This window comes from Paraburkholderia ginsengiterrae (assembly GCF_001645125.1).
Lineage (GTDB): Bacteria > Pseudomonadota > Gammaproteobacteria > Burkholderiales > Burkholderiaceae > Paraburkholderia > Paraburkholderia ginsengiterrae.
The window spans coordinates 35,927-56,371 of record NZ_LXKA01000298.1 but is presented as its reverse complement, the minus strand read 5'-3'; the positions used below and the strand labels follow the sequence as shown (position 1 = coordinate 56,371).

The following is a 20,445-nucleotide window of genomic DNA, read 5'->3' as shown; positions in this document are numbered from 1 at the left end:
GGACGAGCCGAACAGTTCATGCCGCAACCGCTTGACGCACGCCTGGCTGAGCGCCTGTTACAGTTTGATGCCTTCAGCCTGGATGTGCAGCGTGGTTTGCATGTTAAAACCGTAGGCCTTGCCGAAGTCGACGCCGAAGTCGTCACGGTTAAACGTCGCGGTCGCTTCCGTGCCGCACACTTCGCGCTTGAGCATCGGATGCGTGATGCACTTGAACGAATCGAGCTTCAGATTGACCGGCTTGGTGATGCCGTGCATCGTCAGCGTGCCGATCACTTCCACCGGCTTGTCGCCGTCGAAGCGGATCTGCGTGCCCTTGTAGGTCGCATTCGGGTATTTCGCGGTGTCGAAGAATTTGTCCGAGGCCAGTTCCGCGTCGAGCTTGTCATTGCCGATATCCGCCGACTTCATGTCGATCGTGACGTCGACCGTGCCGGTCTTGGCCGCGCGGTCCAGCACCACGGTGCCGCTCGCCTTCGTGAACTTGCCGCGCCAGGTCGACACACCGCCCATGTGGTCGGTTTCGAAGCTCGGCGAAGTGTGCTGCGGGTCGAGTTGGTACGTGTCGGCTGCCATCGCGTTGAACGACAGGGCAGCGGCCATTGCGCCGGCGGCGATCAGAATGTTTTTCTTCAAGGTGTACTCCAGGTTGCAAAAAGTGCTGAGACGCTTCAGTAGTGAGTTATTTCTTCGAAGCGACGAGGTGAAATTTAATGACGACTTCGTCGGCGACCACCGACGTGTCTTTCCATTCGCCGGTGCCGACGTCGAACTGCGAGCGCTTGACCGGCAATGCACCGTCGAAGGTTTGCGTGGCGCCCTGGCTGGTAATGGTGACCGGCACCACGACGGTTTGCGACTTGCCCTTGATGGTGAGCTTGCCGGTGATCTTGTACTGGTTGCCGCCGGCCGGCGCGACCGCGCTGGAGACGAACGTCGCGGCCGGGTAGGTGGCGCTGTCGAACCATTCCTTGCCCTGGGCCTGCTTGTTGTAGTCGTCGGCGCCGAGGTCATAGCTGCCCGTGTCGATCGACACATTGGCGCTGCCCGCGGCCGGCCTGGCCGGATCGAAATTCAGCTGCGCCGAGAATTTCCGGAATTTGCCGTCTACCGGCACGTTCATCTGCTTCGTGGTGGCGACGACCGTGCTCTTGCTCGTGTCGATGTCGGCGTGCGCGAGGCTGGCGCCGGCCAGTGAGAGGGCCGCGATGCCTGCGAGCGTCACGCGATGAATGGAGTGGTAAAGGTTTGATTTCATGGTGGGACGCATCCTATCGAATCCGCGGGCGTTAATTGCGCACCGTTGGGAATTAGATTGGCAACATGCCGTAGTCAATGGCCCGCTGCCGGTTACGTGTTCATTCTTTCGGGTGCGAGGGTTGTCGCGTGTTGCGGGAGACCACGGATAGTAAGAAGGTCAACGGAAACTGACTAGGCCGCGAGGCGTGAACAGATCGTTCTGGCAGTGACGCTAATGTGACTGGATTAAAATGGCGCGGCGGCGGGAACGGGTGGCACGGATGCCTCCGGCAATCTGCAGAGAACATCGCACTCGCGCGCACTCAATTATTCAGGGCTCATGTTGTGACTTCCGTCTTTTTGTCTTGGGGTATTGCCGCTTTCGCCACCGCGGGCGTCATCGCCCGGCCGTTCAAATGGCCCGAGGCTGTCTGGGCCGTCGCCGGCGCGCTGCTGCTGGTGTCGCTGCGCCTCCTGCCGGTGCCGCTGGCGATCGAGGCCATCGGCAAAGGGACCGACGTCTATCTGTTTCTGTTCGGCATGATGCTGCTGTCGGAAGTGGGGCGCCGTGAAGGCCTGTTCGACTGGGTCGCCGTGTATGCCGTGAATCACGCGCAAGGGTCGCCTCGCAAGCTCTTTCTGCTCGTCTATCTGGTCGGCGTGGTCATTACCGCGTTTCTGTCAAACGACGCCACCGCTGTGGTCCTCACTCCGGCCGTGTTTGCCGCCGCCAAAAAAGCGAAGACGCATCCGCTGCCGTTGCTGTTCGTGTGCGCGTTCATCGCCAACGCCGCGAGCTTCGTGCTGCCAATCTCGAATCCGGCCAACATCGTGCTATACGGCAACCACACGCCCGCGCTCGGCGCCTGGCTGATGCGCTTCACGCTGCCTTCGCTGTTGTCGATTGTCGCCACGTATCTGATGCTGCGCTGGACCCAGCGTGACGCGCTCGCCGGCACCTGCGAGGCGAATCTCGAGCCGCTCGTCCTGTCGTCTAGCGGCCGCGTAGCCCTCGCGGGTATTGCAGTGACGGCGGTCGTGCTGCTGACCGTCTCCGCGTTCGATATCGCGCTCGGCCTGCCCACGGCGATACTCGGCACGCTGACCGCAGTGGTCGTGCTGATCCAGGAGCGCAAATCGCCGCTGCCGATGATCCGCGAAATCTCGTGGAGCGTGCTGCCGCTGGTCGCGGCGCTGTTCGTGCTGGTCGAAATGCTGGCGCATACCGGCGTTATTTCGGCTCTGGCCGAGCTGGCGCAGCGCGGCGCGCAACATGACGAGCTTGCGACCGCGGGCTGGGCGGGCAGCATCATCGCGCTCGGCAGCAATCTGATGAACAACCTGCCGGCGGGTCTGATCGCCAGTTCGACCGTGATGCAGGCGCATAGTCCGGAACGTGTGATCGACGCACTGCTGATCGGCGTCGACCTCGGCCCGAACCTGTCGATCACCGGCTCACTCGCCACGATCCTCTGGCTCAACGCGATTCGCCGCGAGGGCGAAGACGTGAGCTTCATGACGTTTCTGAAGGTGGGGGTAGTGGTGATGCTGCCGGCCCTGGTACTCGCGCTCGGCGCGCGGATGCTGACGGGTTGAGTGGGGGTGGTCGGGTTTCGACCGATACGATGAATCGGTAAATCGACCGTGGCGTATAAGGCCCGAACTGCTATCTTTGACTGACGAGTTAGCTGACCGTGGCGCCTTCGGACGCATCGTGACGAGCGAGCCGAAGCAAGTGCAGTACATGCGGAAAAACCGTGCCCGGAGGTACGTGATGAACGAAGTGACCTGGCTCGTCGTAGCTGACGGCGGCCGCGCACGTGTTTTCCAGACAGTTGGGCTCACGCTCGACTTGCAGGAAATCGAAGATATCACCAACACCGAATATACCGGCACCATGCTAACGGAGAAGGATCGCGAGAAGTTCGCGAAGCGCGTCGCCGACTATCTGGAGCGGGGCCGGTTGCATCAGGTCTATCATCGCTTGCGACTCGCCGTCGAACCCAAATTTCTCGGCATGCTGCGAGCGGATCTGAGCGGGGAGACCCGGCGGTTGATATTTGAACAGATTAGCGAAGATCTTTTGGCGCTCAACACGCGAGAGATCGAGGCGCACCTGCGGCGAGGCTGACAGACGAGGATGGGCCGGTGACCGGCGCGTCAAGTTGCGGTGTCGTCGCGGTGTTCGGCTTGTGTGGAACCGCGGGACTTCTCGATTTGACTGAACCATTGTTCCGCACGGGAACGGTCGGCGACCCACGAGCGGGACTGCTGCGAATTGAACTCACGGTCGATGAACCGGCATCCCCATTCCACCCCGTCTCTGATCGCCTCTTCTTCAGTTAGCCACTCTGGCTGAACAGTCTTCGGACGGATATCGACAATCGTTCGGGTTCCGAGACTCACGCTGACGCTTGCGACCCACGCACCGTACTCGTTGCGCTCGGGGTGCGCGACGATCTCGAATTCGCCGTACGAAACATGGCCTGCATGCATCGTGTTCTCCTTTCAATCGCGAAACCAATCGCGAAACGTCGATCTTCTGCGCAAGTGTCATCATGCCGCAATTTCGGCTGGCATGATCCGTGTCAGGATTTTAATGTTGCGTGAGTCGCCTATATTGTTCTGGTGGGTAGGCAACGGCGGCCGGCGTTCACGCTGCAACGCACTGAAAGCATACCTTGCGTGAGGGGGCAAAAATGCAGGAATTCGATTTCTACATCAACCTGAAGAAACCGACGCTCGGGCTCTACGTGCGCACGGGAGCAGGGCTCCCCGATATCGTTGACCAGGGTGACTGGCAACTCAACGGCCATGTCTGGCAAAGCGAGCTGTCCCCCGACATCCTCAAGGGACTCGAGGCCAATGGCCACGCATTTCAGGAGCTTGGCGCGTGATTGCGCGTCAGCCGTGGCGCAGGAGGGAACAATGTCAGCACAACAGGTCGCATTGAGTGATGAGTTCATCGCACAGCAACGCAAGCGCCTCGAGACAATGCGCCAGCAATTGCTGGGCGCAGAGGAAGACACGATCGCCGACCGGCGCGCGGATGAGGAGCAGCACGGCGGCGAGGCCGAGGAGTTCGAGGACGACGCGCAGGGCATGACGCAGGAAGAGGTTAACCAGTCGCTGCGTAACGTGAATGATCAGCGCATTAGCGATATCGAGCGGGCATTGCGGAAGATCGCGGAGGGCACCTATGGCCTCTCCGATGCCAGTGGCGAGCCGATACCGAAAGCCCGGCTCGAAGCCGTGCCTGAGGCCATCCTGACCGTTGCCGAGCAGGAGAGCCGCGAGGCCGGCAAGTAAAGGCTTGTCGCTGCCCAGGCGGTCATGGTGTGTCACCAATTCATATCATCGGAAAAACCAATATTTCTTTCTTCGTGACCCATCCATAGAATTCAAGGGCGTGTGTGGGGTTTCGTTATGCTAATCACGCTCGAGTTCCGTTCTGATCACGGTGAGAGATTACGATGCCAGCCCTCTGTGAAATCTGCCATGCCCGTCCCGCTGTCGCCCGTGTGACCGTTGTGCAGAACGGCGAGCGGAAATCCATGTCGATTTGCGACTACGACTACCGTCAGTTGATGCGGCACCAAAGCGCGCTCAACCCGTTCGATTCGCTACTGGGAGGCGGCGGCCTGTCGCGCTTCTTCGGCGGCGTGGGGCACGAGTCCGGGCACGACGACGAAGAGTTTGCCGCCGAGGTGCCGCGCGAATCGGTCGATGCCACCGACGCCTTCAGCGAACAGACGCTCGAATTGCTGCAGCGCGCCGCGGAGAAGGCGCACGAACTGCACCGCAATGAACTCGATACTCAGGATCTGCTTTACGTGCTCGCGGACACCGACGTGTGCACAGCGCTGCTGAAAGAACTCAAGCTCTCGCCGCAGGACATCAAGGGATACATCGATCAGCACGCGCAGACAGGAACCGCCGACCCCGACGCGCCGATCGACAGGATGACGATCTCGCCCCGCTTGAAAAAGGCGTTTCAATACGCGTTCCAGGCGTCGCGCGATCTGGGGCATTCCTATGTCGGTCCGGAGCATCTGCTCATCGGGCTCGCGGCCGTGCCGGACAGCATCGCGGGCACGCTGCTGAAGAAATATGGCGTGACGCCGGAGGCGTTGCGGCAGAAGGTCGTCAAGGTCGTGGGTAAAGGCGCGGAAGACGGTCGCGTCGACACGCCAAGCGGCACCCCCACACTCGATAAGTTCGGCCGCGACCTCACGGCCATGGCGCGGCAGGGCAAGCTCGACCCGGTGCTCGGCCGCGCGCAGGAAATCGAGAGCACGATCGAAGTGCTGGCGCGGCGCAAGAAAAACAACCCCGTGCTGATCGGCGAGCCGGGTGTCGGCAAGACCGCGATCGTCGAGGGGCTGGCGCAGCGCGTCGTCAACGGGGATGTGCCCGAAGTGCTGCGCGGCAAGCGGCTCATCGAGGTCAACATCAATTCGATGGTGGCGGGCGCGAAGTATCGTGGCGAATTCGAGGAACGCGCCAAGCAATTGATCGATGAAGTCACGGCGAAACAGGACGAACTGATTCTGTTCATCGACGAACTGCATACGATCGTGGGCGCGGGGCAAGGCGGCGGTGAAGGCGGCCTCGACATCGCGAACGTGCTTAAGCCGGCGCTCGCGCGTGGCGAGCTGAGCCTGATCGGCGCTACCACGCTCAACGAATATCAGAAGTACATTGAAAAGGACGCCGCGCTCGAGCGGCGCTTCCAGCCGGTTCTGGTGCCGGAGCCGACGGTCGAGCAGACCATTGTCATTCTGCGTGGCCTGCGCGACAAGCTCGAGGCGCACCACCAGGTGACGTTTGCCGACGATGCGTTCGTGGCCGCCGCCGAACTCTCGGACCGCTACATTACAACGCGCTTCTTGCCCGACAAGGCCATCGACCTGATCGACCAGGCGGCGGCGCGCGTGCGCATCGGCGCGACTTCGCGACCCGCGGAGATCCAGGAGCTCGAGGCCGAAATCGCCCAGCTCAAACGCGAGCAGGACTATGCATCGTCGCGCAAGCGCTTCGATGAGGCGAAGTCGTTCGAAGAACGGATCGGCGAGAAGCAGGCGAAGCTCGATGAGCAGACCGAGGCATGGCAGCGCAAGACCGGTTCGGAAACGCTCGAGGTGACCGTCGCGTCGATCGCCGAAGTCGTGTCGCGTCTCACCGGTATTCCGGTCACGGAGTTGACACAGGAAGAGCGCCAGAAGCTGATTGATATGGAGAACAAACTTCGTGAGCGCGTGGTCGGCCAGGATGACGCGGTGGTCGCCGTGAGCGATGCCGTGCGCCTGTCGCGTGCGGGGCTCGGCCAGGCAAACCGGCCTATCGCGACGCTCCTGTTCCTTGGACCCACCGGCGTCGGCAAGACCGAACTCGCGAAGGCGCTGGCCGAAACAGTGTTCGGCGACGAGCAGGCGGTGATCCGCATCGACATGTCGGAGTACATGGAGCGTCACGCGGTGGCGCGGCTGATCGGCGCGCCCCCTGGCTACGTGGGTTATGACGAGGGCGGCCAGCTGACCGAGCGCGTCCGGCGGCGCCCGTACAGCGTGATCCTGCTCGATGAGATCGAGAAGGCGCACCCCGACGTGAACAACGTGCTGCTCCAGGTGTTCGACGACGGACGCCTGACCGACGGCAAAGGCCGCGTGGTGGACTTCAGCAACACGATCATCATTGCGACGAGCAACCTCGGGGCGTCGATCATCATGGATAACCTCGAAAAGCCCGAGGCCGATCGCCAACCGGAGAAAGAGGTTCGCGAAGCATTGATGGGTGTGCTCAAGGGCCACTTCCGTCCTGAGTTCCTCAACCGCATCGACGAGATCATCGTCTTTCATGGGCTGTCGCGCGAGAATATCCGCTCGATCGTGTCGATCCAGCTCGAACGCGTGGTGCGTACCGCGGCTGCGCAGGACATTACGCTCAAGATCGACGCTACGCTGACCGATCACCTCGCCGACGCCGGTTATCGGCCGGAGTTCGGCGCACGCGAGTTGAAGCGTCAGATTCGCCAGGAACTGGAAACGCGGCTCGCGAAGGAGATTCTCGGCGATCGCCTGAAGTCTGGAGACACGGTGGAAGTAAGTTACGACAAGGAAAGCGGTGAAGTGAAGTTCAGCAGGAGCGAGGTGCCGCCCGAGGAAGCCCCCAAGACGAAAAGCGCCAAAGCCGGCAGCGGGCGTGCGACGAAGAAAGCGTCCAAAGAGACGGGCAGCGCTGGGTCGACTGCAACCGCCAACTCGAAGTAGTAATCTACGCAACAATCCGGGAGACACCGCTGCGCCAACGCTGGCGGCGTACGGACTCCCGGCCTGACCGATACACGTGTTACTGCACTGTGCTCTGCCGCCACGGGTCGATCTGTGCCTGTCGCGGTGTCTTGATCCCGCTAGACTGAAACGGCATTCAAGCTTTGCGCCGCCCACGCGGCGTAACCCCAGGCAAAACAGTCTCCAGGTCTCCTGGGGCAGTTTGTGGAGCCCACACTATGAGCACGCGACGCGAAGTTCCGGGAATCCGGCCGTATGATGCACCTGCCGGCGGTTGGGGTGCGCTCAAGGCGACAACCCAAGCCATCCGGCTGCAAATGGACAGCATCAAGGCTCCGCTCACTCTGCTGCGGACCAATCAGCCCGACGGCTTTGATTGCCCCGGGTGCGCGTGGCCCGACAAGGAGCACAAGTCCACCTTCCAGTTCTGCGAAAACGGCGCTAAAGCGGTCACCTGGGAAGCCACCAGCAAGCGGGTGCGCCCGGAGTTTTTCGCGGCGAATACCGTGTCGTCGCTGCTGGAGCGATCGGATTTCGAACTGGAGGACATGGGCCGGCTCACGCATCCGCTCGTCTACGACCGTGCAACGGACACGTTCCGCGCCGTCGAATGGGAGACGGCGTTTGGCCGGATCGGCGAAATCCTGCGCGGACTGTCGCCCGACCAGGTGGAGTTCTATACGTCCGGCCGGGCCTCGAACGAGGCTGCGTACCTCTATCAGCTGTTTGCGCGGGAACTGGGCACCAACAATTTCCCGGATTGCTCGAACATGTGCCATGAACCGACCAGCGTCGGCTTGCCGCAGTCTATCGGCATCGGCAAGGGCACCGTGTCGCTCGACGACTTCGAGAAGACCGATCTGATCATCTCGATCGGCCATAACCCGGGCACCAATCATCCGCGCATGATGGGCACGCTGTGGGAAGCGTCGCGCCGCGGCGTCCCGATCATCGTGTTCAATCCGCTGCGCGAGCGCGCGCTGGAACGCTTCCAGGACCCGCAGGCCATGCTGCAGATGGCGACCTTCGGCTCAACCCGGATCGCGTCGACCTATCATCAGGTGAAAGCCGGCGGCGACGCGGCTGCCCTCAAGGGCATTATCAAGGCGCTGCTCGCGCTCGACGCCGAGCGCGGCGACGTGCTCGACCGCGAATTCATCGACACTTATACGGAAGGATTCGACGCGCATGCCGCGGATATCGAGGCCACGTCCTGGGAGGACATCGAGGCGGAAAGCGGCCTGACCCGCGAGGAACTCGCGGACGTCGCCGACGCGTACGCGAAAGCGAAGTCGACGATCATCACGTACGGAATGGGCATCACGCAGCACAACAAGGGCACCGCGAACGTGCGCCTGATCTGCGACCTGCTGCTGATGCGCGGCAACATGGGCCGCGAAGGCGGCGGTATCTGCCCGCTGCGCGGCCACTCGAACGTGCAGGGTAACCGCACGGTCGGCATCACCGAGAAACCTTCGACGGAATTCCTCGAGAAGATCGAGGACGTGTTCGGCTTCAAGCCGCCCGCGGAGCATGGCCACGACGCAGTGGCGGCCATGCAGGCGATGGTCGCAGGCAAATCGAAGGCGCTGCTGTGCCTCGGCGGCAACTTCGCGGTCGCGCTGCCGGATTCGCAGCAGTGCTTCCCGGCCATGAAGGCGCTCGATCTGAGTGTGCATCTCGGCACCAAGCTCAACCGCTCGCACCTGCTGGTGGCGAAGGAAACGTACATTCTGCCGGTAATCGGCCGCACCGAACTCGACGTGCAGGACGGCATGGGCCAGTCGATCACCGTCGAGGATTCGATGTCGATGGTCCATGCCTCGGCCGGCAAGCTCACGCCCGCCTCCGAGTTCCTGCGCTCCGAGCCCGCCATTGTGGCCGGCATCGCGAAGGCGACGCTCCCGGACAGCAAGGTCAACTGGATGGAACTGGTCGCCGATTACGACAAGATCCGCGACCTGATCGAGAAGACGATTCCGGGCTTCGAGAACTACAACGCGCGCATTCGCGTGCCGGGCGGCTTCCGCATGCCGCTGCCGCCGACCGAGCGCATTTTCCCGACGCCGACCAGCAAGGCGATGTTCTCGGTGTACCACGGCGTGAAGGAAGACGCGCACGTGGACGGCGACGACGTACTGCGCCTCGTGACGCTGCGCAGCCACGACCAGTACAACACCACCATCTATGCGCTGGACGATCGTTACCGGGGCGTGTTCGGACGGCGTGACGTGCTGTTCATGAACGACGACGATCTGGCCGACCGTGGACTCGAACATGGCGATCTGGTGGACATCGAGACGGCGGTAGCGGGCAGGCCGCTGCGACTCGAGAAGATCACCGTGATTGCCTACGATATCGCGCCGGGTTCGGTCGGTGCCTACTACCCGGAAGCAAACGTGCTGGTGCCGCTCGACTACATCGACAAGGACAGTGGTACGCCTTCGTACAAGTCCGTGCCGGTTCGTGTGGCCCGCTCAGTGATAGTTTGATTCTGGAAGGGAGGGGCGGTCCGTCATGGAAATCTTCGATGCGTTTCACCTCGCCAGGTTGCAATTTGCGTTCACCGTTTCGTTTCATATCGTTTTCCCGGCGATCAGCATCGGCATGGCCAGTTTCCTGGCCGTGCTCGAATGGCGTTGGTTGCTAACCGGGGACGTCGCCTACAAGGACATGTTTCTGTTCTGGTCGAAGATCTTCGCGGTCGGCTTCGGCATGGGGGTGGTCTCGGGTGTGGTGATGGCCTATGAGTTCGGCACCAACTGGAGCGGATTTTCCACGGTCGCCGGCAACATCACGGGGCCGCTGCTGACCTATGAGGTGCTGACGGCGTTCTTTCTCGAGGCCGGTTTTCTCGGCGTCATGCTGTTCGGCTGGCAGCGCGTGAGTCCACGCGCGCACTTCTTCGCCACGCTGATGGTCGCGGTAGGCACCCTCATCTCGACGTTCTGGATTCTCGCGTCGAATAGCTTCATGCAGACGCCGCAAGGATACGCCGTCGAGAATGGCCGCATCGTACCGGTCGACTGGATGAAAGTGATTTTCAACCCCTCGTTTCCGTATCGCCTCGCGCACATGACTATCGCCGCGTTCATTGTCGCGGGCTTTATCGTGGCCGCCTGCGGTGCGTGGCATCTGTTGCACGGCCGGCGCGACAAACCGGTCACGCGCAGTTTCTCCATGGCGTTGTGGATGCTGCTGTTACTGACGCCGATACAGATTTTCATCGGTGACGCGCACGGACTCAACACGCGCGAATATCAGCCTGCGAAGATCGCGGCCATTGAAGGCCTATGGGAAACCGAGCATGGCGGCACCGCGCTGAACCTGGTCGGCCTGCCGGACATGAAGGCCGAGGTGACGCGATACGCGATCCAGATACCGCATTTGGGCAGCCTCATCCTGACTCATAGCTGGGACGGAGAAATTCGCGGACTGAAGGAATTTCCCGCGAAAGACCGCCCGTATTCGCCGATCGTGTTCTGGACGTTCCGGATCATGGCGGGTCTCGGCATGTTGATGCTGTTGACCGCGCTGCTCGGGCTGCTGCTGAGAGCGCGAGGGCGTCTCTACGAGACCCGGTGGTATCAGTGGTTCGTGCTGTGCATGGGGCCGTCTGGAATTATCGCGCTATTGGCCGGGTGGATCACGACGGAGGTCGGCCGCCAGCCCTGGACGGTGTATGGTGTCCTGCGTACTGAAGACTCGCTCTCGCCTATCAGCGCTCAGCAAGCAGGGGTTTCGCTGCTGATCTTCGTGCTGGTGTATTTCCTGGTGTTCGGCATGGGGATCTACTACATGTTGAAGATGATGAGGCGTGGACCGGAGGAGCACGTCAAGCGACGCGAATCCCGCAAGCATCCGGTGTTGCGCAATCGCGCCCTCGACGCACTGGGAGAGGAGTGACCGCCATGCAGATCGATCTTCCCGTGGTGTGGGCCGCGATTATCGGACTCGGTGTTTTCATTTACGTGATGCTGGACGGATTCGATCTCGGCATCGGCCTGCTGTTTCCATTTTTCGAGGAGAAGGGCGATCGGCAAGTGATGCTCAACACCATCGCGCCGGTGTGGGACGGTAACGAAACGTTCCTCGTACTCGGCGGCGCGGGGCTTTACGGGGCGTTCCCGGTGGTCTATTCGACGCTCCTGCCGGCGAACTATCTGCCGCTCATCCTGATGGTCGTGGGCCTGATCTTCCGCGGCGCCGCTTTCGAGTTGCGTGCCAAGGCCACCCGCACCCAGCATGCCTGGGATATGGCTTTTATCTGCGGTTCCGCGCTCGCGGCGCTATGCCAGGGCATTGTGCTGGGGTCGCTGCTGCAAGGCATCAAGATCGCCGATGACCGTTTCGTCGGCGGCCCGTTCGACTGGCTCTCGCCGTTCAGCCTGTTCTGCGGAATCGGCGTGCTGTTCACGTATGCGACGCTCGGCGCCGGCTGGCTCATCCTGAAGACGGAGGGCGAGCTGCAGCGCAAGATGCGTCAGGTAATGAAGCCGCTCGTGATCGTCCTGCTCGGCGTAATGGCCGTGGTGAGTCTCTGGACCGTGATTGGTTTGCCCGCGGTTGCGCATCGCTGGTTTGGAAGCGGCAATCTAGGATGGTTCCTGCCGGTGCCGATCCTCGTGGTCGCGTGTATCTGGGGCATCTTCCGGTCGCTGCGGATGCAGCATGAAGCGATCCCGTTCATCCTCTCGCTTGCGCTGTGTTTTCTCGGCTACAGCGGTTTGCTCATCAGCATCTGGCCGAACATCGTTCCGCCTTCGCTGACGATCTGGCAAGCCTCGTCGAGCCATTCGAGCCAGCTCTTTGCACTGGTTGGCACGGTGATCGTGCTGCCGGTCATCCTCGTCTACAACGCGATGCAGTACCGCGTTTTCCGGGGCAAAGTCCGGGAAGGGGACGCCGGCTATCGCTGATGGTGCCGGCGCGAACAGTACACTAGAAGAAACGGGCGCATCATGATTGTGAGGCCAGGGGAGAACTGGTTCCGGTTGCTGTTTATCTGGAACGGTTCAGTGTTGCAGTCGATTATTCCCCAGCTGGGTTTCATGGGGGCGGTCAGCTGCCTCGCGGTACTGACGCAGGGGCGCATTTTCGGCGAGAAGATTCCGCTGAATACAGCACCCTTCACGTTGTTCGGCCTCGCTCTCGCCATCTTTCTCGCGTTTCGCAACAACGCGAGCTACGAGCGCTTCAATGAGGCGCGTCATCTGTGGGGCAGCCTGTTGATTGCCGCACGCGCGCTGACGTCGCAGATGCTGTGCTACGCGCCGCACAACGATGAAAAGCTTCGCATCGCCCATACGGTGATTGCAAGTGTCTATGCGCTGAAACACCAGTTGCGCAAGACCGACCCGAGTCCGGACCTCGTTCGCCTGCTCGGCCGCACGCGAGCCGAAGCATTGCAGCACACCTGCTACAAACCGGTTGCGCTTCTCAATGAGATTCGCCGCGACTTCGCGGACCTGCACACGCGGGGACTGGCAACGGACACGAAACTCTGGATGTTCGACGCGCAGATCAACGAACTGGGCAAGACGATTGGCGGATGCGAGCGGATCGCGTCCACCCCCATTCCCTTTGCGTACAGCGTGTTGCTCCATCGCACTGTGTACGCTTATTGCGTGCTGCTGCCGTTCGGTCTCGTCGATTCGACAGAGTTCTTCACACCGCTTCTTTGTGTGTTCATTTCTTATACGCTCATTGCGCTGGAGGCGATCGCGAGTGAAGTCGCCGAACCGTTCACGACTGCGCCGAATGCGCTGGCGCTCGACGCCATGACCCGCAACATCGAGCGATCCATTCTCGAACTGTGCGGATGCGAACTTCCCGCCGAGGTCGAGCCGGTGCGCGCTTATCAGCTGACCTGATTGAGCGCACGCGATTCAGCCGCGGCCGGCGTGCCGCTAGCGGGCGCACATCGCGACGAGCTTGCCGACGGTGATTACCGCCTGCTCGATTTCACTCGACCAGGGGCTGCTGTAATTGAGGCGGATGAAGTTCCGGTAGGTCGTCTCCGAGATCGAGAACATGTAGCCGGGCCCGATGGTGATGCCCTGTTCGAGCGCCAGCTTGTAGAGCCGCATCGCATCGACCTTGGGCGGCAGTTCGACCCACAGCACGTATCCGCCCGCGGGGTTGGACATGCGCGTGCCATCGGGAAAGAACCGCGAGACGATCGCCTTCATGAGATTGGCCTGCTGCGCGTAGGCTTTGCGCACCTTTCGCAGATGATGCTCGTAGCCGTCGCGTTCGAGGTATTCCGCGATGGCCAGTTGCGGAATTGTCGGAGACGTCAGCGTGTTCAGAAACTTGAGCTTCTCGACCTGATCGCGATAGCGCCCCGGCAACGCCCAGCCGATCCGGTACGCCGCCGTCAGGCTCTTCGAGAACGACGCGCAATGCAGCACCAGCCCCTTCGTGTCGAAGGACTTCAACGTGCTGGGGTGAGCGCCGTCAAAATGTAGCTCGTTGTAGACGCCGTTCTCAATGACCGGAATGTCATGCTTCGTCAGGAGCTGGACCAGTTCGCGCTTGCGGTCGTCGGGCATCTGGAAACCCAGCGGATTCTGAAAGTTCGGCATGACCATGCAGGCGGTGACAGGCTGCGACTCCACGATCGCGGCCAGCGCCTCGATGTCGATACCGTGCTCCGGATGAGTCGACACCTCGATCGCCTTCATGCCCATCCGTTCGATCGCGTGGAACATCGCGTAGAAGGTCGGGGACTCGACAGCGATCACGTCGCCCGGTTTCGCCACGGCCTGAAGGCAAAGATTGATCGCCTCTGTCGCGCCGACCGTGATGATGATCTCGTTTGGATCGACCGCCATGCCGTTTTCCAGGTAGCGGCGCGCGATCTGGCGCACGAGCTTCGCGTTGCCGGGCGGTAGCGCGTCCGTCACGCCCCAGCGCGTCTTGCCGCGTCCCGCGTCGTAGACGTACCGGTTGAGCCGCTCGAATGGAAACATGCTGGCGTCGGGGTAGGGCGATCCGAGCGGGATGGCATCGTCGACGCCGATCGAGCGCAGCGTCGACAGCACCAGCCGGCTAATGTCGACCGGCGACGAAATCGGGATCGGTTTCGACGGCCGGAGTTCGAGCGTCTTGCGCTCGCCCTCGCCGCGAAAGTTGACGAAATAGCCGGATTGGGGCCGGCTCGTCAGCAAGCCGCGGCTTTCGAGCAGCAAATACGCGCGAATCACCGTGGTGACGCTGAGCCGGTGCTGCTGGCTGGTCTGCCGCACCGACGGCAGGCGCTCGCCGTGATGGTAGACGCCTTGCCGGATCATTCTTTCGATGTCGTCTGCCAGCTTCTCATAGAGATTCATCGGACGATTCCCCCGACCCTTCGCCGTGGCACGTGGTTCCGGCATTCCTTGCGCCTCGTGCGCCCCTGCGCCGGTATGCGGCCCCTCTGTGCCGGGATCGCGGCCGAACTGTACTGACCGGAGCCGGGTCGATCTGTGCACTCTGCAACGGGCGCTCCGGTCTTAATCTTTGCTCCATGGAATGCATGGTGGGAGGTCCGGACCTTGGGACCCCGCCACGCGTAAGGATTGGAGCTAGAGCATGCAAGAGGCAAAACCGAAGGGCCGCACCCGCGCGTGCCACCAGCCGTCCGCAAGACCGGCCGTGGAGGGGCATCACGGCGCAAAGGCAGGTGGGACACCGTGAATCTGCTAGAAGCCATGCGCATTTACGTTCGAGTGGTTGAGCGCGGGAGTATTTCCAGCGCGGCAAGGGACCTCAACATCGGACAGCCGGCCGCGAGCGAACGCATCGAGCGGCTCGAGAAAAAAAACAAAATCATTCAATTGCACCCCGGAAGAAGCCACGTTCTACGAGCGCAGCAAGGGGATTCTGCACGCGGTGGACGAGGCGCTCGCGGAGGTGTCGCATGACGAGCAGGTTCTCAAGGGGACGATTCGCATCGCGGCGCCGCACTGCTTCGGCGAGACGGTGGTACCGGAGCTTTTGGCGCTCATTCGCGTGGCTTATCCCCAGCTGGATCTGGAACTGGTGCTGAACGACAGGACCGTCGATCTCGTGACGGAGGGCGTGGACATTTCCTTTCGTCTCGGGCAGCTCGGAGAAGGGGCGTTCATTGCTCGCCACCTGGGGCAGGTAGGGCGCGTTCTCGTTGCCGCGCCAGGCTATCTGAAACGGCACGGTCCCATTGGCGCGCCGTCCGAACTGATCAAACATCCGTTTATTCGGGTTCAGGGCATGTTCGGCACGGACCAGCTGCCGCTCAGGCAAGCGGCGACCGTGGTGGAGAGCGTGCCGATTCATACCGCAATCAGGACGAGTCATTGGCGGCCCGTGTATGAAATGGTGATGTCCGGTGTCGGCATTGGCGTGCTGGAAGAGCCGGCTTGCGTCGATGCGCTCGCGGACGGCCGGCTGGTGCGCATCGTGCCGCAATTCGAGGTGCTGCCGTTCGATCTGAATATGCTGATCCAGGCCCAACGTCCAGTGCCTCCCCGTGTGCGGATGATCGTGGCGATGTTGAAGAACTGTACTCCCGAAATCCTGGAACGAGTGCGTGTCGAGTGCGGCAACGCGGCAAGCGTGTTTGAAGTACTTTCCGACGATAACGTTTCCGTCCTTCCAAAGCCATCGTTGCAGCCCAGTATCACGTAATTCGTAATCCGAATAAAAGTAGAGCAGATAAAGCACTCATTAATTCGGACCTAATGATGCATCGCGGCAGCGATCAGAAGATGAAACGGAAGTACGAGGAGTGCCGTTCCGCCGACTCCGAGCAGCCACAAGGCAATGAACCATAACAGGCGTTTGCGGGACGATTGACCGGACTCGTGGCTATTGTGTGACATGGCGGCGCTCTCCTGGCAAGCAGTGATGCTGATTCGCCGGTTGCAACGTATTGCCTTATCGCGCGGCGACCTTGGCCAGCGTATCACGCAACCACATGTTCGCGGGATCGGCGTCGCTGCGCGGGTGCCAGGCGGCAAACATCGTGAAGCCGCCCGCTTCGAACGGCAGTTCGAACGCATCGAGCTGACCGGCATGCCTTTCCACCACGCGCGACGGCAGCGTCGATACATAGTTCGTCCGCATGAGCACGTCGGGCACCAGCGTGAAATGCTGAACGGACAGCGCGACACGGCGTGCGCGCCCGAGCGCTTCGAGGTGTTCGTCGACGAAGCCAAAAAAACTGCCGCCGCTCGTGGAGACGAGCACGTGATCGAGCGCGCAGTACGTATCGAGATCGAGCGGCGCCGCGCCGCGCGGGTGGCCTTTGCGCTGCACGACGATGAAGCGTTCGTTATAGAGCCTGCGTGCCTTCATCGCAGGTGAAACCATCCGCTCGGAACCCAGCAGCAAGTCGACTTCGCCGCGTTCGAAGCGCTCCATGGGCGTGCTCTGCTCCGCGGCAACGAACGCGAGCTGCACCCCGGGGCCGGCGTGTTCAGGCCACGCCTCCATCAGCCGGAGACCGAGCACGGCGACCGCCTGGTCGCTCGCGGCAATCGTGAAGCGGTGCGAATCGGTGAACGGGTCGAACTCGGGCTGGCGCCGCACCACCGTTTCGAGCTGCTTCAGCACCGCGTTCAACGGCTCCATCAGCTCGACCGCCCGCGCGCTGCGCGTCATGCCGCGGCCATGCTGGGCGGGAATCAGCAGGGGATCGCCGAACATGTCGCGCAAGCGCGCGAGCTGGGTGGAGACGGCAGGTTGCGTCAGATGGAGCCGCTCTGCAGCCCGTGTGACGTTCGCCTCGGCCAGCAGGACGTCGAGCGAGACGAGCAGGTTGAGATCGATGCCTCTGAGATCAATCATATTGATAGGTGGAATTCGAGCAATTGATTTCCAGAATACGTGGCGGCTGTCTACAGTTCAAGCGTCCAACCACTTTGAAGGAAGCGACCATGAAAGCCTGGATGCTCGATGAACCCGGTAAGCCGCTGGTGCTGCGCGACGAACCGGCGCCCCAGCCGCGACGCGGTGCCGTGCTGATCCGCATGGAAGCCGTGCCGCTGCTCAGCTACACGCGCCAGTATGTCGAGGGCAAGCTGCCGTACGCTTATCCGCCAGGACCGTTCTCACCGGGAACCAATGGTGTTGGCCGCGTGGTGGCCGTAGGCGAGGGCGTGTTGTCCTGCCGATCCGGCCAGCGCGTGGCGGTGCATCCGTATTGGGTGTCGGACGAGGCGGTCGGCGACCCCGAGCAAATACTCATCGGCCTGACAGGTATCAGCGCGGGCAGTGCGCCGATGCTCGCCGAATATCCGCACGGCACGCTGCGCGAGCTGGCCGAGTTCCCGGCCTCGAATGTCATCGCGCTCGACGGGCTCGACGAGCTGCCCTCGACGCGGCTGGCTGCGCTCGGCAAGTTCTCCGTGCCATTCGGCGGCCTGCGGCGCGGCCGGCTGGCCGCCGGGGAGACGGTCGTCGTCAACGGCGCGACGGGCTACTTCGGTTCCGCCGCCGTGCTGGTCGCGCTGGCGCTGGGGGCGAGCAAGGTCGTGGCGATTGGGCGCCGTGCCGCGCCGTTGGCGGCTCTCGCGCAATTCGGCGAGGGGCGCGTCGTCCCCTATGCGTTGACGGGCGACAGCGCGAGCGACATCGCGGCGATCCGCGAAGCCGCGCATGGCGGCGCGAATCTCGCATTCGATATGGTCGGCCATGCGACCGAAGCGGACGCGACGCTCGTCGCATTGCGCAGCTTGCGGCGCAACGGGCGGCTCGTGCTGATGGGCAGCATGGAAGTCCCTTTGCCGGTGCCTTATCAGGAGCTGTTGCTGAACAACTGGGAGTTGATCGGCCATTTCATGTACACCGGCGCCGATTACCGGGCGCTCGTTGCACTGGCTGCGTCGGGTCAACTGGCGCTCGACGCGGTCGAACTGGCGGCGTATCCGTTTGCCCAGCTCGAAGCCGCGATTAATCGCGCCGGCTCGGTACAAGGGCTGCAATGCGCGTTGGTCTACGCGGATGGCGAAAGCGGCTGGGAGTGAATGCGGCCCATACCGATTCCAGCGTCCGTTCATCTACGGCAGCTGGGAAAGGGTTCGCTTCGCCTCCAGTAGCTGAATCAGCAGTTGATCGCGTTGGTGCAGCATTTCCGGAAAATCGTACGACTGCAATTCGGCATCGACGCCTTGCGCGATGGATTCGATGTAGTCGTCGGTTTCCGGATAGGTGCCCAGGTCTCTCGCCCACTCGCGCTGGGCCGGACCCAGATGTTGCAGCAGAAGCGTGATGCCGCCGGGGCCACCCGAAGCGTGAAGGTTGAGAAACGGACCGAGCAGCGCCCAGCGCAGGCCTGGTCCGTAGGAGATCGCCGCGTCGATGTCCGCCACAGAGGCGACCCCGCGCTGAACGAGACTAATCGCCTCTTGCCATAGCGCCACCTGCAGGCGGTTTGCAATATGTCCTTTGACTTCCTTGTTGATGCGGATGACCTTTTTGCCCGTCGACGCATAAAACGCCATCGTTCTCGCTATGTTTTCAGGCGATGTGAGATTGCCGCCACCCACCTCGACCAACGGGATGATGTGTGACGGATTGAATGGATGACCCAGAACAATCCGTTCCGGATGTCGTGCGCCTGCCTGAATTTCACTGATCGCCAACCCCGAAGACGACGATGCGATGATCGCATCGGCACGTGCCCCCGCTTCGATGCTCGCGATTAGCGAGTGTTTGATATCCAGCCGCTCGGGGCCGCTTTCCTGAATGAAGTCGGCATGGCGCACCGCTGCGTGCACGTCAGGGGTGAAGGTCAGGTTATCCCGCGAGGCGCCATCCGCGAGCCCGAGTCGCTCGACGACGGGCCAGCAGTTGTCGATCCAGTCGCGCAGGCGCGACTCGGCCCCGTCGGCAGGGTCCGTTGCCGTGACCGCGAAACCCCGCGCGAGGAAGTGTGCCGCCCAGCCCGCACCAATCACGCCCGTGCCGACAATGGCGATGTTGACGGTTGGCTTTGTCATGATCTAACTCGCGAGGCACGCGGCCTTGATGGTTTCGTGCAACGGCCGCAGTCCGATGATTTCCCGCGCCTCTGCCGGCGTGGCCGGCTCATAACCCATCTCGCGCACCAGCCGGACGAGCCGTTCGACCAGTTGCACGTTCGTGGCCAGCTCGCCGTGCTTGTAGTAAAGGTTGTCTTCAAGCCCGACGCGCACGTGCCCACCGAGCAACAGCGAATTCATCGCGGCGGGCAACTGCGCCGCGCCAATGGCGCTCACGTTGAATACGGTGTTGCGGGGCAGGTGGTCGACCATCGTCTGCAACAGGCGAGGCGTGTAGGGCAACGCGCCCTGGAAGGCATTGGCACCGATCACGATATTGATAAAGTGGGGGGCATCGTCGAGGCCTTCGTTGATGGCCCGCTGGACATCCTGAACGATGTCGGCAAGACCAAACACCTCCCACTCCGGTTTGATGCCGCGCGCTTTCATCATCGCGGCGATCTGGCGGATTCGCGAAGGGGGCGTCGCCACCAGTATTTCCTTGCCGCCGAAACTGGCGATCACGGTCTGTGCGTCGAGCGTGCACATCTCGACGCCGTCACCCTCCATGCCTTTCAGGCGCTCTTCCCACTGGATTTCCCACAGACCGTTGTCGAGTTCGCGGACCATGTCTCCGTTGATGCCACCGCCGGTGGAGTTGTTCAGAATAATGTCGCACTTGTCGCGAATCAGACGGTTGATGTGACTATAGATTGCCGGATCGCAGGTGGCCTCGTCGTCCGGACGCCGTGCATGGACCGCCACGACACTGGCGCCGGCGTTGTAGCAGCGGTAGGTGTCGTCGGCGATTTCCTGCGGCTGGGTCGGCAGGTTCGGGTTCATTATCTTGGTGGCCATGCCGCCCGTCGGGGCAACCGTCACGATGACTTTGGGCTTGCTCATGCTGGTTTCTTCCAGAAAAGAATGGGGTA

17 protein-coding genes and 1 pseudogene are annotated in these 20,445 nt (G+C 62.0%); 11 read left to right on the top strand and 7 right to left on the bottom strand.

The annotated features are described in order from the left end of the window. Positions 1–57 precede the first annotated feature (57 nt). Both A6V37_RS21155 and A6V37_RS21150 read right to left on the bottom strand, forming a co-directional pair. On the bottom strand, positions 58–636 hold the full coding sequence (locus A6V37_RS21155; protein ID WP_064269177.1) for a YceI family protein: 579 nt from the start codon (positions 634–636) through the stop codon (positions 58–60). 46 nt (positions 637–682) lie between these two features. After that, entirely contained in the window at positions 683–1,258 is a 576-nt protein-coding gene (locus tag A6V37_RS21150) for a YceI family protein (protein ID WP_064269175.1), read from the bottom strand. 326 nt (positions 1,259–1,584) lie between these two features. Here A6V37_RS21150 and A6V37_RS21145 point away from each other — a divergent pair, with 326 nt between their 5' ends. Continuing rightward, on the top strand, positions 1,585–2,835 hold the full coding sequence (locus tag A6V37_RS21145; RefSeq protein ID WP_064286312.1) for an arsenic transporter: 1,251 nt from the start codon (positions 1,585–1,587) through the stop codon (positions 2,833–2,835). 178 nt (positions 2,836–3,013) lie between these two features. Continuing rightward, a complete protein-coding gene (locus A6V37_RS21140) occupies positions 3,014–3,370 on the top strand; it encodes a host attachment protein (RefSeq protein ID WP_064269171.1) in 357 nt (118 codons plus the stop codon). A 29-nt stretch (positions 3,371–3,399) separates the two neighbouring features. Here the strand turns inward: A6V37_RS21140 and A6V37_RS21135 are convergent, their stop codons facing one another. Continuing rightward, positions 3,400–3,735 carry a DUF6566 family protein gene (locus tag A6V37_RS21135; protein WP_064269169.1) on the bottom strand — a complete coding sequence of 112 codons (336 nt, stop codon included), beginning with the start codon at positions 3,733–3,735 and terminating at the stop codon, positions 3,400–3,402. A gap of 203 nt (positions 3,736–3,938) precedes the next feature. Here A6V37_RS21135 and A6V37_RS21130 point away from each other — a divergent pair, with 203 nt between their 5' ends. From A6V37_RS21130 to A6V37_RS21100, 7 genes are all read left to right on the top strand, one after another. Continuing rightward, complete coding sequence (locus A6V37_RS21130; RefSeq protein WP_064269167.1) at positions 3,939–4,136, top strand: hypothetical protein; 198 nt, start codon at positions 3,939–3,941, stop codon at positions 4,134–4,136. A 31-nt stretch (positions 4,137–4,167) separates the two neighbouring features. Next, entirely contained in the window at positions 4,168–4,548 is a 381-nt protein-coding gene (locus A6V37_RS21125) for a TraR/DksA family transcriptional regulator (RefSeq protein ID WP_064269165.1), read from the top strand. 164 nt (positions 4,549–4,712) lie between these two features. Next, positions 4,713–7,508 (top strand): ATP-dependent Clp protease ATP-binding subunit, encoded by a 2,796-nt coding sequence (locus A6V37_RS21120; RefSeq protein WP_064269162.1) that lies wholly within the window; start codon positions 4,713–4,715, stop codon positions 7,506–7,508. Between the two features lie 239 nt (positions 7,509–7,747). Beyond that, positions 7,748–10,021: an FdhF/YdeP family oxidoreductase gene (locus A6V37_RS21115; RefSeq protein WP_064269159.1), complete on the top strand. Its 2,274-nt coding sequence runs from the start codon at positions 7,748–7,750 to the stop codon at positions 10,019–10,021. Positions 10,022–10,046: 25 nt separating this feature from the next. Beyond that, entirely contained in the window at positions 10,047–11,435 is a 1,389-nt protein-coding gene (locus A6V37_RS21110; protein ID WP_064269156.1) for a cytochrome ubiquinol oxidase subunit I, read from the top strand. A 5-nt stretch (positions 11,436–11,440) separates the two neighbouring features. Further along, positions 11,441–12,448, top strand: coding sequence for a cytochrome d ubiquinol oxidase subunit II (gene cydB, locus A6V37_RS21105; RefSeq protein ID WP_064269153.1), 1,008 nt, complete (start codon positions 11,441–11,443; stop codon positions 12,446–12,448). 42 nt (positions 12,449–12,490) lie between these two features. Continuing rightward, positions 12,491–13,402 (top strand): bestrophin family protein, encoded by a 912-nt coding sequence (locus A6V37_RS21100; protein WP_064269150.1) that lies wholly within the window; start codon positions 12,491–12,493, stop codon positions 13,400–13,402. A 36-nt stretch (positions 13,403–13,438) separates the two neighbouring features. On the opposite strand, the gene A6V37_RS21095 is transcribed toward A6V37_RS21100, so the two are convergent. Next, positions 13,439–14,863 carry an aminotransferase-like domain-containing protein gene (locus tag A6V37_RS21095; RefSeq protein WP_064269147.1) on the bottom strand — a complete coding sequence of 475 codons (1,425 nt, stop codon included), beginning with the start codon at positions 14,861–14,863 and terminating at the stop codon, positions 13,439–13,441. A 342-nt stretch (positions 14,864–15,205) separates the two neighbouring features. On the opposite strand from A6V37_RS21095, the pseudogene A6V37_RS21090 reads away from it, so the two are divergent. After that, positions 15,206–16,178 (top strand): annotated as a pseudogene (locus tag A6V37_RS21090) (LysR family transcriptional regulator). A gap of 249 nt (positions 16,179–16,427) precedes the next feature. Here the strand turns inward: A6V37_RS21090 and A6V37_RS21085 are convergent. Next, positions 16,428–17,339, bottom strand: a complete 912-nt coding sequence (locus tag A6V37_RS21085; RefSeq protein ID WP_064269141.1) for a LysR family transcriptional regulator — start codon at positions 17,337–17,339, stop codon at positions 16,428–16,430. Between the two features lie 89 nt (positions 17,340–17,428). Here A6V37_RS21085 and A6V37_RS21080 point away from each other — a divergent pair, with 89 nt between their 5' ends. Continuing rightward, positions 17,429–18,517, top strand: coding sequence for a zinc-binding dehydrogenase (locus A6V37_RS21080; RefSeq protein WP_064286311.1), 1,089 nt, complete (start codon positions 17,429–17,431; stop codon positions 18,515–18,517). A gap of 33 nt (positions 18,518–18,550) precedes the next feature. Here A6V37_RS21080 and A6V37_RS21075 read toward each other — a convergent pair whose 3' ends face one another. Together A6V37_RS21075 and A6V37_RS21070 are read right to left on the bottom strand one after the other, a co-directional pair. Then, entirely contained in the window at positions 18,551–19,492 is a 942-nt protein-coding gene (locus A6V37_RS21075) for a 3-hydroxyacyl-CoA dehydrogenase NAD-binding domain-containing protein (protein WP_064286310.1), read from the bottom strand. Between the two features lie 3 nt (positions 19,493–19,495). Beyond that, entirely contained in the window at positions 19,496–20,416 is a 921-nt protein-coding gene (locus A6V37_RS21070; protein WP_064269132.1) for a beta-keto acid cleavage family enzyme, read from the bottom strand. Positions 20,417–20,445 lie beyond the last annotated feature (29 nt).

What these genes read in the sequence shown, in the direction of transcription:
- A6V37_RS21150 (WP_064269175.1), bottom strand. Translation starts at nt 1,258, where the DNA reads ATGAAATCAAACCTTTACCACTCCATTCATCGCGTGACGCTCGCAGGC.
- A6V37_RS21140 (WP_064269171.1), top strand. Translation starts at nt 3,014, where the DNA reads ATGAACGAAGTGACCTGGCTCGTCGTAGCTGACGGCGGCCGCGCACGT.
- A6V37_RS21135 (WP_064269169.1), bottom strand. Translation starts at nt 3,735, where the DNA reads ATGCATGCAGGCCATGTTTCGTACGGCGAATTCGAGATCGTCGCGCAC.
- A6V37_RS21130 (WP_064269167.1), top strand. Translation starts at nt 3,939, where the DNA reads ATGCAGGAATTCGATTTCTACATCAACCTGAAGAAACCGACGCTCGGG.
- A6V37_RS21125 (WP_064269165.1), top strand. Translation starts at nt 4,168, where the DNA reads ATGTCAGCACAACAGGTCGCATTGAGTGATGAGTTCATCGCACAGCAA.
- A6V37_RS21120 (WP_064269162.1), top strand. Translation starts at nt 4,713, where the DNA reads ATGCCAGCCCTCTGTGAAATCTGCCATGCCCGTCCCGCTGTCGCCCGT.
- A6V37_RS21115 (WP_064269159.1), top strand. Translation starts at nt 7,748, where the DNA reads ATGAGCACGCGACGCGAAGTTCCGGGAATCCGGCCGTATGATGCACCT.
- A6V37_RS21110 (WP_064269156.1), top strand. Translation starts at nt 10,047, where the DNA reads ATGGAAATCTTCGATGCGTTTCACCTCGCCAGGTTGCAATTTGCGTTC.
- cydB (WP_064269153.1), top strand. Translation starts at nt 11,441, where the DNA reads ATGCAGATCGATCTTCCCGTGGTGTGGGCCGCGATTATCGGACTCGGT.
- A6V37_RS21100 (WP_064269150.1), top strand. Translation starts at nt 12,491, where the DNA reads ATGATTGTGAGGCCAGGGGAGAACTGGTTCCGGTTGCTGTTTATCTGG.
- A6V37_RS21095 (WP_064269147.1), bottom strand. Translation starts at nt 14,863, where the DNA reads ATGAATCTCTATGAGAAGCTGGCAGACGACATCGAAAGAATGATCCGG.
- A6V37_RS21085 (WP_064269141.1), bottom strand. Translation starts at nt 17,339, where the DNA reads ATGATTGATCTCAGAGGCATCGATCTCAACCTGCTCGTCTCGCTCGAC.
- A6V37_RS21080 (WP_064286311.1), top strand. Translation starts at nt 17,429, where the DNA reads ATGAAAGCCTGGATGCTCGATGAACCCGGTAAGCCGCTGGTGCTGCGC.
- A6V37_RS21075 (WP_064286310.1), bottom strand. Translation starts at nt 19,492, where the DNA reads ATGACAAAGCCAACCGTCAACATCGCCATTGTCGGCACGGGCGTGATT.
- A6V37_RS21070 (WP_064269132.1), bottom strand. Translation starts at nt 20,416, where the DNA reads ATGAGCAAGCCCAAAGTCATCGTGACGGTTGCCCCGACGGGCGGCATG.